The organism is Micromonospora sp. NBC_01796, from assembly GCF_035917455.1.
In the GTDB taxonomy this organism is placed as follows: Bacteria; Actinomycetota; Actinomycetes; order Mycobacteriales; family Micromonosporaceae; genus Micromonospora_G.
Map to the genome: position 1 here is coordinate 3,862,166 of NZ_CP109078.1, position 16,728 is coordinate 3,878,893.

Sequence of the window (16,728 nt, forward strand, 5' to 3'; positions counted from 1 at the left end):
CCCGGATCGGCACGTAGACTGACCCCTGTGATCGAGGCTGAGGCGACTCCCCAGACCCGCAAGCGTGTGCTGCTGGCCAAGCCGCGCGGCTACTGTGCCGGCGTCGACCGGGCGGTGCAGACCGTGGAGGAGGCTCTCAAGCTCTACGGCGCGCCGATCTACGTACGCAAGCAGATCGTGCACAACAAGCACGTGGTCTCGACCCTGGAGCGGCAGGGCGCGATCTTCGTCGAGGAGAACGACGAGGTGCCCGAGGGGGCGACCGTGATCTTCTCCGCGCACGGGGTCGCCCCGGAGGTCTACGAGCAGGCGAAGCAGCGCTCACTGCGGGCGATCGACGCGACCTGCCCACTGGTCACCAAGGTGCACCACGAGGCCCGTCGGTTCGCCGCCGAGGACTACGACATCCTGCTGATCGGCCACGAGGGCCACGAGGAGGTCGTCGGTACGGCCGGCGAGGCTCCCGCGCACATCCAACTCGTCGACGGGCCGGACGGCGCCGACCAGGTGACCGTACGGGACCCGTCAAAGGTGGTCTGGCTGTCCCAGACCACGCTGTCGGTGGACGAGACGCTGGAGACGGTGGCCCGGCTCAAGCAGCGGCTGCCGCTGTTGCAGTCGCCGCCGAGCGACGACATCTGCTACGCCACCTCGAACCGGCAGCACGTGGTCAAGCAGATCGCGGCGGACTGCGACGTGGTGATCGTGGTCGGTTCGCCCAATTCGTCCAACTCGGTCCGCCTGGTCGAGGTGGCCGTCGACGCCGGTGCCCGCGCGGGCTACCTGGTCGACTACGCCTCGGAGATCTCCGACGAGTGGTTGACCGGCGCCACCACGGTCGGGCTGACCTCGGGTGCCAGCGTCCCGGACGAGCTGGTCATGCAGGTGCTGGACCACCTCGCCGAGCGCGGTTTCACCGACGTGGCCGAGGTGACCACCGCCGACGAGCGGCTCACCTTCTCCCTGCCGCAGGAGCTGAAGCGGGACATGAAGGCCGCCGCCGCGGCCCGATCCGTCGAAGCCGCCGCGCTCGCCGCCAGCGCCGGCAACGGCTGACCGGGGTACGCGGTGCCGGCCGACGAGCACACCACGCGGACCGTACCGCGCCCCGCCCACAACGGGGTGCGGACCGGGTCACCGCTGTGGTGGAACGGGCCGGGATCCGGCAGCGTCCCATCCCCCATGAAGTCGATCCGGATCGGATTTGCCGCGGTGGCCGCCTGCCTGGCACTCGGCGCCTGCGGGGAGTCCGGGAACGCCCCCTCGGTCAACCCGTCAGGAGGACCGTCGTTGTCATCCGTGAAGCCCAGTGACCCCAACGCGGAACCGCCGGTGCCGCCGGCCAACTCGACCGCGCCGGCCAGCCCGACCCGATCCAACCCCGCAGGTCCCACGCCGACCAAGTCGCCCGGTGCGCCCGCCTCGGCCGGTGCGCTCACCCTGACCGGAGTGGTCACCGCGGGGGTGGAGCCCAACTGCCTGCTGCTCGACGGTTACCTGCTGCTCAACGGCCCGCGCGATCAGCTGCGCAGCGGTGCGCGGGTCACGGTGACCGGTCAGGTGCGACCGGGCATGATGACCACCTGCCAGCAGGGCACCCCGTTCATGGTGGAGAGCGTCAAGCCGGCCTGACCCGACAGCCCGTACGCGTAGAGCCCGCCCCCTGCCGGGGACGGGCTCTACGTTTTGTTGCGGCGGTACCGGTTAGCTGACCGAGCCGATCGACACGTTGCCGCGGCCGACGACCGCGCCCTCGTTGGTCACGACCTGGAGCTCACCGAAGAGCTGCCGGCCGGCGGCCGGTGCGCTCAGGGCGGTGACCGAGCCGGTGATGCTGGCGGTCGCGCCGGTCTTCGGCAGGGTCACCGACGTGCTGGACGCCGAGACGTTGCCGAGCGCGGCCGAGTAGAACACGTCCCGGTAGTCGTACGCGGTGGTCCCGGCGGGTACGGCGTACCCGTCGATCTCGACCGTGTAGACGCCCGCGGGCGGGTTCGTCACCGCCACCGCTTCCTCGGAGTCACCATCGGCGGCCTGGCCGACGAGGGTGCCGTTGCGGTAGACGAACAGGTCCAGGTCGGCGCCCGGGTCGCTGGTGTTGCCGATCCGGACGTCGAGCCGGGTGGCGCCGGCCGGCACCGTCACCTCGAAGGTCTGCACCTCGTGGTTGGCGATGGTCGGACGCTCCGACTGGGCGCTACCGAGCGAACCGCCCTGGCCGGCCACAGTGACCGGGCCGTAGGTGTTGCTCAGCGACCAGGTGACCGGGGTCGGCTGACCGGCGGTGACGCTGGGCAGTTCGACCACGGCCGGCTGCACCGCGACACCCTGGATCCGGGCCTGCAGCGCGAACGGGTTCTCCAGCAGCGGAGACGTACGGCGGGACTCCACCTCGATCTCCCAGATACCCGGAACCGGGTTCAGGTACGACCGCTCGTCCGGCTTGCACACCGCCGGGTCCGAGAAGTTGGTGTAGCAGTTCAGGCTCGAGGTGCTCTCGACCGGAACGCCGTACGGGTTGTTCGCGATGAACCGGGTCTGCGAGCCGCCGGCCACCCCGGAGAGGTTGACCTGCAACGCCGCCGCACCCTCGGGAACGGTGACGAAGTAGCTCTTGAAGTTGTTCCGGTCCACCGTGCCGCTGGTGGTGAAGTCGAAGTTCGGCTTCGTCGGCACGTTGGAGACAACAACCGTGTTGAGGAAGGCGAAGTCGACGATCGGGGTCGCCGGGTCGTCCACCTGCATGATCGCGCTGTGCGTCCCGTACCCGGGCCGCGCCTCGATCGTGAAGGTCACGGTCTTGTTCAGCGGGAGGATCAGGTTCTTCGGCGCGTTACGGAAGGTGCCGTCGTTGCCGACCCACTTGACCGTGTGCTTGATGTCCTTCTTGGCCCCGGTGGTACGGGTGACCTTGACGGTGTAGTTCTTCGCCGTGTTCGGCCGCTGGCCGCCCTCGGTCACCGCACACCGGTTGTAGATCCCGACGCCCTTGTCCGGGGTGGCCAGGAAGTCGGAGAGCGGGGTGCAGACCGGAGCGCTCGCCTCGTAGCCACGGACGTCGAAGCCGGTGGCGAGCAGGTCCCAGGCACCCGGCACGTTGAACTTGCCGTTGCCCTGGCCCTGCGCGCTGACGCCGTCGATCCACGTGGCGGAGGAGTAGATCGCCTTGCGGAGCTTGACCGGGGAGGCGTCCTTGCCGGTGGCCTTGGCCGCCGAGAGCAGCAGTGCGGCGGCGCCGGTGGCCTGCGGCGAGGACATCGACGTGCCGTTGATCATCTGGATGCCCGGCGGGAGCTGGTAGCCGGCCTCGGCCACCGGGATGCCCGGCTGCCACACCGGCGTGGTCGACAGGGCCGACCCCGGTGCGGTGATGCTCGGCTTGAACGCGCCGTCCTCACGCGGTCCACGCGAGGAGAAGTTGAACAACTGGTACGGCGTGCGGGTCTCCGAGCCGTAGTTCGCCAGGTAGGTCTCCTGGCTGATGCCGGCGGCCACGCTGACCACGTCGGTCGCGGTAGACGGGTCGCCGAGGGTGTTCACGCCCGGGCCGTCGTTGCCGGCCGAGATGAACATCTGCACGCCGTAGTCCTGGATGAGCCGGTTGTAGAGCTCAGCCCGGGCGTTGTTGCCGTCGTTCAGCGTCGGCAGGCCGCCGATCGACATGTTGACCACGTCGACGCCACGGTTGACGACCAGTTCGACCATGCCGTCGGTGAGCGCGGCGGCGGTGCAGCCACCGCCCCAGGAGCAGGCGCGGGCGGAGACCAGCTTGGCGCCGGGGGCGGCGCCGTCGAAGTTGGCGTTGCCCAGCATGTCGTTGGCTGCGGTGATGCCGGCGACGTGCGAGCCGTGCTCGTCCTCGATGATGCCGATGTTCACGAAGTCGGCGACACCGGGCAGGCCGGCGGGGGTCACGTCGACGTCCTCGCGGTACTCGACCACGAACGGGATCTGGTCACGCACGGCGGTGGCGGGGTTGTCGGTACCGAAGTGACCGATGTCGTACCGCTCGCCGTAGGGGCGCATGACCGCGTCGTCGTTGAAGTCGCGGTTCTGGTTGGCGTCGACCCGGATGTCGTGGCTCACCGGGTCGTAGAGCACGCCGAACGCGTCGGTGGTGTCGCCGTCCCGGTTGACGTCACCGCCGGGGGAGCTGGCCGCGGTGATGTTCTCCGAGAACCGGTTGATCTTGTAGGTGCCGGCCGGCGCGGTCCAGCTCGTCCCGCCGTAGTTGAAGGCCGGGCCGACCACGTCGGTCAGCATCGCGCGCCAGGTGCCGTCCGAGTCGAACAGCGGGTCGGTCGCGGTGAACCAGTCGACGATCTTGCGCTCGCCGGTGGTGGTGGTCTGCAGCGCCGGGTTGTCCAGGTCGACGCCGGAGTCCATGATGCCGATGGTCACCCCCCGGCCGTCCCACTCGGGGTGCGCCTGCTTGAAGGCGACCGCGCCGGTCTCGCTGGTCGGCATGTACGGGTTGACCGCGGGGGTTTCCGCGTTCGGCCCGCTCGCCGTGACCGCGGCCTTGACGCCCGCCTTCACCGGCTCGGGCTTCGGCAGTTGGATCGTCTCGTTCAGGTCCAGTGCGGCGACCCCGGGCAGCTTGGCCGCCTTGAGTACGGCACTGGTGGGGACGCGGGCACGGACGTAGCCGACGCCGTCCACCTGCTTGCCGACGATGCCGCCGAGCTTCTTCAGCTCCGCCGCGACATCGCTGGCCTCACCCTTGTCCGTCGCCACGATGACCGTGACGTCCTTCTCGCGGTTGGCCTCGGCCTTGGCGAGCAGTTCGAGGTCATGGGAACCCAACGTGTCCGTGGGGGTCCCCTTGAGAACGTCGGCTTCGGTCGACGGGTTGGCGCTGGCGGTGGTGACACCACCCGTCAGTGTCATGGCGCCCGCCGCCACGACTGACGCGAGGAGACCGGCGGAGGTACGCCGACTCCAGGTGCGGGGTTTACTCACGTTCTCTTCCTCCAGAGAACAGGGCCCTTAGAAACAGGGCACGTGTGAGCGCATCCTTCGCGTCGGCTCGGATCCTGTCACTAGTCCTGAGATCGTTGTGACCAGCCCGTGATATTGACTGGACGGTATTCGAATATTCATATGTTACTATTCCGCTACTCTGTGTGAGTTTCGTGCTGGCCGTTATCGGTCAGCTCCGGCGCCTGTAGCTGGCGCGTGGTCAGCTCGACCTGTGCCGGTGCCGGCAAATCCTCGCCGGACACCCCGAGGTCGGCCAGCTTGCGCGCACTGACCAGCACCCGTGACTCCAGCGATCCCACCGCACGGTTGTAAGCGGTCACCGCCCCACCGAGCGAGCTGCCGAGCTTGGCCACGTGTTCACCCAGAGTGGACAGTCGACCGTAGAGTTCCCTGGCCAGGGTGTGCACCGCCACCGCGTTGCGGGCGAGCGCCTCCTGCCGCCAGGCATAGGCCACCGTACGGAGCAGAGCGACCAGGGTCGCCGGTGTGGCAAGCACGATGTTGCGGGTGAAGGCGTGCTCCAGCAGCGTCGGATCGCGCTGCAACGCGACGTCCAGGAACGGGTCGGCCGGCACGAACAGCACCACGAACTCCGGCGTCTGCGCGAACGCCGACCAGTACGCCTTGGCCGACAGGGCGTCCACGTGCGCACGCAGGTGCCGGGCGTGGTTGTCCAGGTGGGCGTCGCGCCCGCGTTCGTCGCGCGCCTCCAGCGCGGTCAGGTACGCCTCGAACGGTGCCTTCGCGTCGACCACCACCGACCGGCCACCGTGCAGCCGGACCACCAGGTCGGGGCGGACCACCCGGTCCTCGACGGTCGAGGTGACCTGCTCGGCGAAGTCGCAGTGCTCCAGCAGCCCGGCCGCCTCGACGATCCGGCGCAACTGGTGCTCGCCCCATCTGCCCCGGACCTGGGGGGCCCGCAGCGCCGCCACCAACTGCTTGGTCTCCGTACGCAGCTCGCCGGAGACCGCGCCCATCGAGCGGACCTGCTCGCGCAGCTCGGCGTACGCGTCGACCCGGTCGCGCTCCAGCTCGTTCACCTGGGACTCGTAGCGGCGTAACGTCTCGTGCAGCGGTGCCACCGCGCGGGCCACCGCCTCCTGGGACTGCGCGGTCGCCTCGTAGGAGAGCGCCCGCATCGACTGCTCCAGGCGGGCCTCGCCGTCGCGGGTCGCGCTGAGGGTGGCGTCCAGTCGGGCGATGTCGGCCGCCGAGCGGGCACGGGCGGCGAGCCAGCCCAGCGCTCCACCGGCGCCGAGACAGACGATCACCAGGAGCACCGCCGACAGTCCCACGGTGGTGAGCATGCCAAACGCGTACGACACCGGTGTGACCTGGATCGCCGGGAAGGCGGGCGGGTTGGCGGACGGCGCTACCGTCGTACGCATGGTATGGGTCTTGGTTCTGCTGGTTCTGCTGGTCGGCGGCGTCACCTGGTGGCGGCGGGAGACCAGCGCCCGACAGGCGCGCGAGCTGGCCGACGCGCGGGCCGACGCGCTGCGCTGGTACGAGCGCCTGGGCGGGCAGGTGCTGGGGCTGCGGGGCGACGAGCCGGCGGTCCGGCAGGCGCTCAGCGACGCCGGGGAGCGTTACAACGCGGCCGGCGGCCAGTTGGAGCAGGCCCGCAGCCTGAAGCAGTACGAGCTGGCCCGGGAGACCTCGCTGGAGGGGCTGGCGTACGTCCGGGCGGCCCGGATCGCGCTCGGTCTCGACCCCGGTCCCGAACTGCCGCCGCTGGCCGCCGCGCGGGGTGCCGGAACGCTCACCCGCGAGCGCGAGGTCAACGTACAGGGGCAGACCTTCCGGGCCGGTCCGCAGCCGGGCGCCGGCACGCCCTACTACTACCCCGGTGGTCGCTATCAGGGCCGGCCGGTGCCGTCGGGTTGGTACTCGACGCCCTGGTGGAAGACCGGCCTGGCGGCCGGGGCGGGCGTACTCGGCGGGATGTTGATCGCCGACGCGCTCTTCTCGCCCGCGTTCGCCGACCCCGGGTACGGCTACGACGCCGGTTACCAGGAGGGCTTCACCGACGGCGCCGACTCCGGCGACGCTGGTGACCCCGGCGCGGCCGACGCCGGCGGTGCGGGCGACCCCGGCTACACCGATGCCGGCTACGACGGCGGCGGCGACTACACCGCCACCGACTACTCCTCCGACTCCGGCTTCGGCGCCCCCGACTCCTCCGACTGGTCCAGCGGCGGCGACTGGGGCGGCGGCGGCGACTGGGGCGGCGGCGACTTCGGCGGCGGCGACTTCTAACCCCACCCCCCACCCCCCACCCCCACCCCCCACCCCCACCCCCACCCACCCCGTTGATCATGAAGTTAGCGACGCCCCGGGGCCCTTGGAGCGTCGCTAACTTCATGATCAACGGGGTGGGGGTGGGTTAGCCCGTCTGGGGATGGTAGGGCTGGCGGGATGGTATGGGGGCGTTTGAGGGGGCAGAGTCGGCGGGGTGAGCACAGACATCCGTACCGTGGGATCGGGTCGGCCGGGAGCGGCGGCGAGCTGGCTGGGGAGTGTGGCCGTGGCGGCCCTGGCGGTCGCGGCGGTGACCGTGACCGCACAGTCGATCGACCGGTTCCACTGGTGGGCCGGTTTCATCCTGGTGCCCGGAGCGCTGATCGCGGCCACCGGTGGCCCGCTGCTGATGCGCGGTGGGGGGAGGGCCTTCGGTGGCTACCTGGTCGCCTGCATCGGCACGCTGGTCTTCACCGTGGGCGCCCTGCTCATGTTCGGCGCGATGGGCCAGGGTTGGCCACTCATGATCATCCTGCCGTCGTTCGCCGTCGCCGGTACGTACGGGTGGCACGCGGTGCACCCGCTGGCCCGCGCCGCCCACCGTACGGTCGCCATGCTGGCGCTCGGCGGGGTGGCGCTCGGGGCGACCTTCCTGCTGATCCATGCCGGCCGGGTCGACTTCGGCGGGACCGACTGGTGGGGCGGGTTCATGATGCTCGCCGGTGTGATCGTCTTCCTGAACGCGGTGGAGCTGACCCGGCACCGGATCCCGTACCGGTTGCAGGCCATCACCCTGCTGCTCGGGCCGGCGGTGATCACCTTCCTGCTCGGCCTGCGTTTCCTGCGCGGCGACTGGCCGTACTGAGCCGACCTGTTCCGCCGACCCGTGCCAGAAGAAAGGGCCGCTTCCGTGCAGACACGGAAGCGGCCCTTTCCCTACTCAGAAGGCGCAGGCGATCACGAGGTCGGGGGCGCGGTCGGGCAGGAAGTCGAGCTTGGCGATCCGGCCCGCGGCCCGCAGGTCATCGCCGACCAGGGCCAACCGCTCCAGCACCTCGGCCGGACCGAGCGCCTCGGCCAGCGGGACATCGGTCCGCATGGAGAGCTTGCGGTCCGACTTGGCCCGGCGGACCTGGGTCAGCGCCGCGCCGGCGAGCCGGAGCAACTCCGGGTCGCCGTCCGCCGCCACCGAATCCAGCTCGTACGTCGTCGGCCACGGCGCCTGGTGCACCGAGCCGTACCGCCACCAGGACCAGACCTCCTCGGTGACGTACGGCAGGAACGGGGCGAAGAGGCGCAACTGGACCGACAGCGCGGTGGCCAGGGCGGCCCGTGCCGAATCGGCGGCCGGACCGGACCCGTACGCCCGTTCCTTCACCAACTCGATGTAGTCGTCGCAGAAGGTCCAGAAGAAGGACTCGGTGGCCTGGAGAGCGGCCGTGTGGTCGTACGCGTCGAAGGCGGAGGTGGCGGTGGCGACCACCGTGCCGAGCCCGGCCAGCATGGCCCGGTCCAGCGGCTCGGTGACCTCGGCCCGCAGCGCGTCGGCGGCGCCCAGCCCGAGCGCGAACTTGGACGCGTTGAGCAGTTTGGTGGCGAGCCGCCGGCCGACCTTGATCTGGGCCGGATCGAACGCGAGGTCGGTGCCGGGACGTCCGTTCGCCGCCCAGTACCGCACCGCGTCGGCGCCGCTTTCCTCCAGCAGCGCCATCGGGGTGACCACGTTCCCCTTCGACTTCGACATCTTCTTCCGGTCCGGGTCGAGGATCCAGCCGGAGAGGACCGCGTCCCGCCAGGGCAGCACCCCGTGTTCCAGGTGCGCGCGGACCACCGAGGAGAACAACCAGGTACGGATGATCTCCTGCCCCTGTGGCCGCAGGTCCATCGGGAAGACCCGGTCGAACAGGTCCGGATCGGTCTCCCAACCGCCGACGATCTGCGGGGTGAGCGAGGAGGTGGCCCAGGTGTCCATCACGTCCGGATCAGCGGTGAAACCGCCCGGTTCACCGCGCTGTCCCTCGTCATAGCCGGGCGGCACGTCGCTGGATGGGTCGATCGGGAGCGCGGACTCGTCCGGCGTGAGAGGGTGACGGTAGTCCGGCTCGCCAGCGTCGTCGAGCCGGTACCAGACCGGGATCGGCACCCCGAAGAAGCGCTGCCGGCTGACCAGCCAGTCACCGGTGAGACCGCCCACCCAGTGCTCGTAGCGGTGCCGCATGTGTGCCGGCACCCAGTTCAGCTCCTCGCCCCTGGACAGCAGGTCGGCCCGCAGCTCGGGCTCCCTGCCCCCGTTGCGCAGGTACCACTGCCGACTGGAGATGATCTCGAGCGGGCTCTCGCCCCGCTCGTAGAACTTCACCGGGTGGGTGATCGGCTTCGGTTCGCCGACCAGGTCACCGGAGGCGGTCAGCAGGGCCACCAGCTCCCGCCGGGCCGCGTTCACGCTCTTACCGGCGAGCGGCAGGTAGGCCACCGGGTCCACCCCGGCCGGCGGCTCGGGCAGCAACCGACCGGTGCGACCGATCACCACCCGGGTCTCCAGTTGCAGATCCCGCCACCAGGTCACGTCGGTCAGGTCGCCGAAGGTGCAGACCATCACCAGACCGGTGCCCTTGGCCGGGTCGGCCAGCGAATGCGCGTGCACCGGCACCTCGACCCCGAAGACCGGTGTCCGTACGGTGCCGCCGACCAGGTGGGCGTACCGCTCGTCGTCCGGGTGGCAGACCAGCGCCACACAGGCCGGCAGCAGCTCCGGTCGGGTGGTGTCGATCTCCACGTACCCGTCGGCGGGCCCGGTGCCGTCGGCCGCGACCGCGAAGCGGAGCCGGTGGTACGCACCCGACCGCTCCCGGTCCTCCAACTCCGCCTGGGCGACCGCGGTGGCGAAGCCGACGTCCCAGAGCGTCGGCGCCTCGGCCTGGTACGCCTCACCCCGGGCCAGGTTGCGCAGGAACGCCCGCTGCGAGGTCGCCTGGGCGTGCGCGCCGATCGTCGTGTACGTCAACGACCAGTCCACCGACAGGCCGAGTCGCCGCCACAGCGCCTCGAAGACCTGCTCGTCCTCACCGGTGAGCCGGGTGCACAACTCGACGAAGTTGCGCCGGGAGATCGGGATCGGGTTCTTCCGCGCGTCGGCGGTGATCGGCGGCTGCGGCGGTTGCCAGTCCGGGTCGTACGGCAGCGACGGCTCGCAGCGGACGCCGTACACGTTCTGCACCCGGCGTTCGGTGGGCAGGCCGTTGTCGTCCCAGCCCATCGGGTAGAAGACCGTACGGCCGCGCATCCGCTGGAACCGGGCCACCGTGTCCGTGTGGGTGTACGAGAAGACGTGACCCATGTGCAGTTCGCCGGATACGGTCGGTGGCGGGGTATCGATGGCGTATACGCTCGTCCGCCCCTTTGAGCGGTCGAACGCGTACGTGCCCTCCTCCTGCCAACGGCGCGACCAGGTCTCCTCGAGTCCGTCCAGGGTGGGACGCTCGGGGACACCGGCGCGCTGGTTCTTCGCCGTATCCGTCATGACCCGAATGCTACCGAGCCGGCGGACCGGATCGTGGCCGCCAATACCGACATCCGGGACGGTGGTCGGTCACCGGAGGTAACCACCGGGCCGGTGGCCCACCGGGTTGGGAGGAGCCGGGTTCAGACGAGGGAGTCGCGCCACTGGCGGTGCAGTACCGCGTACCGGCCGCCGGTCCGGACCAGTCCGGCCGGCGGGCCGTCCTCGACGATCCGGCCGGCGTCGACCACCAGCACCCGGTCGGCGATCTCGACGGTGGAGAGCCGGTGCGCGATCACCAGCGCGGTCCGCCCCCGCAGGATGGTCCGCAGCGCCCGCTGCACCAGCCGTTCGCTCGGTACGTCCAGCGACGAGGTCGCCTCGTCCAGGATCAGCACGGTCGGGTCGGCGAGGAAGGCTCGGGCGAACGCGACGAGTTGGCGCTGCCCGGCGGAGAGCCGCCCGCCGCGCCGGTGCACGTCGGTGTCGTAGCCGTCGGGCAGGGCGGTGATGAAGTCGTGCGCGCCGATCGCCCGTGCCGCCGCCTCGACGTCCCGCCGGGCGGCGCCGGGACGGCCGAACCGGATGTTGTCGGCGATCGAGCCGGCGAACAGGTGGTTCTCCTGGGTCACCATCACCACTGCCCGGCGCAACCGGTCGTCGTCGATCTGGCGCAGGTCGACCCCGTCCAGGCTGACCGTACCGCCGGTCGGGTCGTAGAAGCGGGCGACCAGCTTGGCCACGGTGGACTTGCCCGCCCCGGTCGCACCGACCAGCGCCACGATCTGCCCCGCCGGAATCCGCAGGGTCAGCTCCGGCAGGACCGGGGTTCCGTCCCGGTAGCCGAACGTCACCCCGCGGAACTCGATCGCGCCGCCGCCGGTGGCAGGCAGCGCCGCCGGGGTTTCCGGTTCGGGTACGCCCGGTTTCTCGTCGAGCACCCCGGACAGCTTCTCCAGCGCGGCGGTGGCCGACTGGAGCGCGTTGTAGAACTGGCTCAGCTCCTGCATCGGCTCGAAGAACCGGCGCAGGTAGAGCAGGAACGCCGCCAGTACGCCGATCTCGGCATGCCCGCCCATCACCCGCCACCCGCCGTACGTGAGTCCCACCGCCACGGTCACGTTCCCGATCACCGTGATGCCCGGGGAGTAGGTGGCGATGAGCCGGAAGGCGCGCAGGTTCGCCCGCCGGTACTCGTCGTTGACCTCGGCGAAGATGTGCTGGTTGCGGGGCTCGCGGCGGAACGCCTGGACCGCCCGGATCCCGCCCAGCGACTCCACGAAGTGCACGATCACCAGGGCGACCGCCTCCCGCGTACGGCGGTAGGCGAGTCCGGACGCGCGGGCGAACCACCGGGAGATCAACAGCAGGAACGGGAAGGCGAGCAGGGTCACCGCCGCGAGCGGGGCGTCGAGCCAGAGCAGGATGCCGGCGACCGAGACGATGGACAACCCGGCCAGCACCAGATCGTCGATGCCGCCGTCGACCAGTTCCGCGATCGAGTCCATGTCGCTGGTCAGCCGGGCGATCACCCTTCCCGAGGTGTACCGCTCGTGGAAGCCGACCGACAGGCGCAGGAAGTGGGCGTACACCCGCTGGCGCAGGTCGATCAGGACGGCCTGGCCGATCCGCGAGGAGAGGGTGAGGAAGCCGCGCTTGCCCACGTACTCGCCGGCCGTGGCGGCGGCGAACGCGATCCCGACCGCGATGAGGATCCGCGGGTCACCCTCGCGCAGCGGCTCGATGGCCCGGTCGATGCCGAGCATCACCAGGTACGGGCCGGCCATCCCGGCGGCGTTCTGGAGCAGGAGCAGCAGCACCGCCGCCCCGATCAGCCGACGGTGCGGCCGGAGCAGGGAGCCGAGCAACGCCCGGCTGCGGGACCGGAGCCGGGCGAGCGCAAGGGAGCCGCTCTGCTCGGCGACGGTCCGCTCGGCGTCCGGGTCGGTCGCGATGCCCCGCCAACCGGTACGCCCACCGTCCGGGTCCGCGATCGACCCGGCGGCGGTTGCCTGACGGTCTCGGCCGCCCTCCGGCACCGTGGTGGTCACGAGCGGATCAGGCCGGAGTCGTCGGGTTCCCCGGCGGCGGAGAGGACCGCCCGGTAGTCCGGCACGGTGGCGAGCAGTTCCGAGTGGGTGCCGACGGCGACGATCCGGCCGTCGGCGAGCAACGCCACCCGGTCGGCGAGGGCGACGGTCGACGGTCGGTGCACCACCAGCAGTGCGGTGGTGTCCCGCAGCATCCGGGCCAGCGCCGCCTCCACCAGCGCCTCGGTGTGTACGTCGAGCGCGGAGAGCGGATCGTCGAGCACCAGTACCCCCGGTTGGCCGAGTATCGCGCGGGCCAGGGCGATCCGTTGCCGCTGCCCGCCGGAGAGGGAGAGCCCCTGCTCGCCGACCCGGGTGGCGAGGCCCCACGGCAGGTCGTACACAAAATCGGCCTGGACCACGGCGAGCGCGTCGCGGACCTCGTCCTCGGTGGCGTCGGGCCGGCCCAGGGTGAGGTTCTCCCAGACCGACATGGAGAACAGCGTCGGTTCCTCGAAGGCCACTCCGACGACCCGGCGCAGCCCGGTGAGCCGGATGTCGCGGATGTCCCGCCCGTCCAGGGTGACCCGCCCCGAGGTGACGTCGTAGAGCCTCGGTACGAGGGACAGCAGGGTGGTCTTGCCGGAGCCGGTCGCGCCGACGATCGCCATCGTCTCGCCCGGTTCGACCTCCAGGGTGACGTCCCGGAGCACCGGTCGGGCGACCCCCGGGTAACCGAAGGCCACCTGTTCGAACCGGAGCCGGCCGCGGACCATCGGCGGGTGCAGGGCGACCGCGTGCGGGCGGTCCACGATGGTCGGCTCGGTGTCGAGCACCTCGTGGATCCGGTCGGCGGCGGTGATCGCCTCCTGCCCGTTGGCGATGATCCAGCCGAGGGACTCGATCGGCCAGATCAGCATCAGTTGCAGGGTGACGAAGGCGACCAGTTCACCGATGGTCAACGCGTTCCGTGCCACCGCGACCGTCCCGGCGACCAGGACCACCGCCAGGGTCAGGTTCGGCACCAGGTCGAACTCGGCCGACGAACGGGCGAGCAGCCGGCCCTTGCCGGTCGCGGTGTCGTGCAACTGCCGGGCCCGTACGGCGAACCGCCGCGCCATCTCCGGTTGCCGCCCGAATGACTTGATCGTGCGCAGTCCCTGGGTCGACTCCTCGACCAGGGTGGCCAGATCACCCTGCTCGTCCTGCATCTGCCGGGAGGCGGCCAGGTAGGACCGGGTGAACCGGCGGCTGACGACGAACAACGGCACCGCGCTCGCCGCGACCAGCAGCCCGAGGGGCCAGTAGAGATGGGTCAGGAGCACCACCACGGCGAGGTAGGTGACGGTGTTGACGATCAGGAAGAGCAGTCCGAAGGAGAGGAACCGGCGGATTACCGAGAGGTCGGTGGTGATCCGGGAGAGGAGCTGGCCCGACTGCCACCGGTCGTGGAAACCCACGTGTAGTTGTTGCAGGTGGGCGTAGATGTCGTCGCGGATGGCGGACTCGATGCCGAGGGCGGTGGACGACTGCACCCAGCGCCGTACGAAGATCAGCGCGGCCTCGGCCAGCCCGAACAGCAGGGCCAGGGCGCCGAGCCGGAACAGGCCGTCCGAGTCGTGCTCCGCGATCGGACCGTCGACCACCTCCCGGATGACCAGCGGTACGGAGATGCTCGCCCCGGTGGCCGTGAACGCGGCGATCAGCAGCCAGCCGAGCCGTCCGGCGTACGGGCGGACGTAGCGTCGCAGGCGCCAGAGGTTGTGCAGGAGGTGCGGACCGGTGCCCGCTCGGGAAGTGGTGTCATTCTCACTGTCCGGAGGCACTACTGAACGGTATCGGTAACTGCCGATCCGGTGGAGGTCAGCTTCCCGTCAACTGGCGCTCATGACCGAGCAGCCACCGCTTCACGTCCAGCCCCCACCGGAACCCGCCGAGGGTGCCGTCGGTGCGCAGCACCCGGTGGCAGGGGACGAAGAGCGCGGCGGCGTTGCGGGCGCAGGCCGCCGCCGCGGCCCGGACCGCGAGCGGCCGGCCGGCCAGCTCGGCAAAACCGGTGTACGTCACCGGCTCACCCGGCTTCACCTCCCGCAGCGTCTGCCAGGCATGGGCCATGAACTCGCCGCCGGTGTACTGCTCGACTGGCACCTCGTCGATCGCGGTCAGCTCACCGTCGAGATAGGAGCGGGCCGCGACGGTCACCGCACCCAGGTCGGCGCGGGCCCGGACCGGGGCGCGCAGACTCGGGTGTACGACCGCCAGCAGCGGCTCGACGTCGGCGGTGAAGCCGGCGGCGCGTACCCGCCCGTCGGGGCCGGTGAGGATGGTCAGCGGACCGGCCGGCGTGGCCAGGGTGCTGCTGTTCAGCTCGTTCATGCTGCTCTCCAGAGTCGGATCGTGGCGTAGGAGCGCCAGGGGCGCCATCCGGTGGCGTGCTCGGCGAGGGCCGCCGGGGTGTCGGGTAGGCCGAGCGCGGTCGCGCCGTGGCGTACGCCGAGGTCGGTGGGGAGGAACGCGTCCGGGTCGCCGACCGCGCGCAGCAGGACGTACGCGGCGGTCCATGGGCCGATGCCCGGCAACCCGGTGAGTTGGGCGGTGAGCTGTTCCCGGTCCGCGCCCGGATCGAGGTCGAGGCTGCCGTCGGCGACCGCTCGGGCCACCGTACGGATCGTCTCCCGGCGGGCCGCCGGCATGGCGAACGCCGAGTCGGGCAGTGCCAGCAGGTCCGTCGCCGACGGGAACGCCCGCAGCACCCGCTCGCCCGTTCCGGCGGGCGCCGTCGGCTCAGACTGCTCCGTCTGCTCCGTCTGCTCCGTCGGCTCAGACTGCTCCGTCTGTCCGGGTTGCTGCTCCCGGTCGACCGGGTCGGCGTCGACCAGCCGGGTCAGGACGGTTCGGGCACCGGCGACGGAGACCTGCTGGCCGACGATCGCCCGTACCGCCATCTCGAAGCCGTCGACCGCGCGCGGTACCCGTACGCCGGGTTCCTTCGCGACCGAGGCGGCGAGCGCGGGGTCGGCGGCGAGCGTGCCGTCCACCGCCTCCGGGTCGGCGTCCAGGTCCAGCAGCCGGCGGCAGCGGGCCACCGCCGGGGCCAGGTCGCGTACGTCGCTCAGGCGCAACGTCGCCGCCACGTATCCGGGCAGCGGGGTGAGCGTCACCTCGGCCGGACCGTGCGGGAGCCGCAGCGCCCGGGTGTACGACCCGTCGCCGACCCGTTCCACCCCCGGCAGCGCCCGCAGGGCGAAGAAGTCGAGCAGCGCGTCGACGTGCAGCGGCGCCCGGTACGCGAGCCGCAGCGAGACCGTGCCCGCCCCGGTACCGGACGGCCGGTGCCGGGCGGTCGCCCGCAGTTGCGACGGTACGGCCGCGTACACCTCCCGGATGGTGTCGTTGAACTGCCGTACGCTGCCGAAACCGGCGGCGAACGCGATCTCGGCCAGGCCGAGGTCGGTCGTCTCGATCAGGATCCGGGCGGTCTGCGCGCGCTGGGCCCGGGCCAGTGCCAGCGGACCGGCGCCGACCTGGGCGGTGAGCATCCGGTGCAGGTGCCGTTCGGTGTAACCGAGCCGGGTGGCGAGTCCCGGCACCCCGTCCCGGTCGACCACCCCGTCCGCGATCAGTCGCATGGCCCGGCCGACCACGTCGGCGCGGACGTCCCAGTCCGGTGAGCCGGGTGCCGCGTCCGGCCGGCACCGACGGCAGGCCCGGAGCCCGCCCCGCTGCGCGGCAGCCGCCGACGGGTAGAAGTCGACGTTCTCCCGCTTGGGCGTGACGGCGGGGCAGGACGGCCGGCAGTAGATCCCGGTGGTCCGTACGCCGGTGTAGAACCAGCCGTCGAACCGCTGGTCACGGCTGTCGACCGCCCGGTAGCACCGCTCGAAGTCCAACTCCATGTCACCGATCGTGCCCCGTGATCCCGCCCCCTGCTAGCGGGATTCGGACCTCACCGTGCGGCCGTCCCGGCGGGGG

The 16,728-nt window shown here is 71.2% G+C and carries 11 protein-coding genes; 4 read left to right on the forward strand and 7 right to left on the reverse strand.

From position 1 onward, the window contains the following. Positions 1-27: 27 nt before the first annotated feature. Together OIE47_RS17870 and OIE47_RS17875 are read left to right on the forward strand one after the other, a co-directional pair. Positions 28-1,056, forward strand: a complete 1,029-nt coding sequence (locus OIE47_RS17870) for a 4-hydroxy-3-methylbut-2-enyl diphosphate reductase (RefSeq protein WP_326562610.1) — start codon at positions 28-30, stop codon at positions 1,054-1,056. 126 nt (positions 1,057-1,182) lie between these two features. Beyond that, on the forward strand, positions 1,183-1,632 hold the full coding sequence (locus tag OIE47_RS17875; RefSeq protein WP_326562611.1) for a hypothetical protein: 450 nt from the start codon (positions 1,183-1,185) through the stop codon (positions 1,630-1,632). Between the two features lie 72 nt (positions 1,633-1,704). On the opposite strand, the gene OIE47_RS17880 is transcribed toward OIE47_RS17875, so the two are convergent. Together OIE47_RS17880 and OIE47_RS17885 are read right to left on the reverse strand one after the other, a co-directional pair. After that, positions 1,705-4,962, reverse strand: coding sequence for a S8 family serine peptidase (locus tag OIE47_RS17880; protein ID WP_326562612.1), 3,258 nt, complete (start codon positions 4,960-4,962; stop codon positions 1,705-1,707). A gap of 155 nt (positions 4,963-5,117) precedes the next feature. Further along, a complete protein-coding gene (locus OIE47_RS17885; RefSeq protein WP_326563145.1) occupies positions 5,118-6,293 on the reverse strand; it encodes a DNA recombination protein RmuC in 1,176 nt (391 codons plus the stop codon). 79 nt (positions 6,294-6,372) lie between these two features. Between OIE47_RS17885 and OIE47_RS17890 the strand changes: the two genes are divergently transcribed. Together OIE47_RS17890 and OIE47_RS17895 are read left to right on the forward strand one after the other, a co-directional pair. After that, positions 6,373-7,245 carry a hypothetical protein gene (locus tag OIE47_RS17890; protein WP_326562613.1) on the forward strand — a complete coding sequence of 291 codons (873 nt, stop codon included), beginning with the start codon at positions 6,373-6,375 and terminating at the stop codon, positions 7,243-7,245. Between the two features lie 196 nt (positions 7,246-7,441). Then, positions 7,442-8,092, forward strand: a complete 651-nt coding sequence (locus OIE47_RS17895; protein ID WP_326562614.1) for a hypothetical protein — start codon at positions 7,442-7,444, stop codon at positions 8,090-8,092. A 75-nt stretch (positions 8,093-8,167) separates the two neighbouring features. On the opposite strand, the gene valS is transcribed toward OIE47_RS17895, so the two are convergent. The 5 genes from valS to OIE47_RS17920 form a co-directional block, all read right to left on the reverse strand. Then, positions 8,168-10,747: a valine--tRNA ligase gene (gene valS, locus OIE47_RS17900; RefSeq protein WP_326562615.1), complete on the reverse strand. Its 2,580-nt coding sequence runs from the start codon at positions 10,745-10,747 to the stop codon at positions 8,168-8,170. A 122-nt stretch (positions 10,748-10,869) separates the two neighbouring features. After that, positions 10,870-12,720, reverse strand: coding sequence for an ABC transporter ATP-binding protein (locus OIE47_RS17905; RefSeq protein WP_326563146.1), 1,851 nt, complete (start codon positions 12,718-12,720; stop codon positions 10,870-10,872). Positions 12,721-12,773: 53 nt separating this feature from the next. After that, complete coding sequence (locus OIE47_RS17910; protein WP_326562616.1) at positions 12,774-14,582, reverse strand: ABC transporter ATP-binding protein; 1,809 nt, start codon at positions 14,580-14,582, stop codon at positions 12,774-12,776. Between the two features lie 37 nt (positions 14,583-14,619). Next, the gene (locus OIE47_RS17915; RefSeq protein ID WP_326562617.1) at positions 14,620-15,132 is read right to left on the reverse strand and encodes a methylated-DNA--[protein]-cysteine S-methyltransferase; all 513 of its coding nucleotides are present in this window, start codon (positions 15,130-15,132) and stop codon (positions 14,620-14,622) included. Further along, positions 15,129-16,652, reverse strand: coding sequence for a DNA-3-methyladenine glycosylase 2 family protein (locus OIE47_RS17920; protein ID WP_326562618.1), 1,524 nt, complete (start codon positions 16,650-16,652; stop codon positions 15,129-15,131). Before OIE47_RS17920 ends, OIE47_RS17915 begins: the two co-directional genes overlap by 4 nt. Positions 16,653-16,728: the final 76 nt, after the last annotated feature.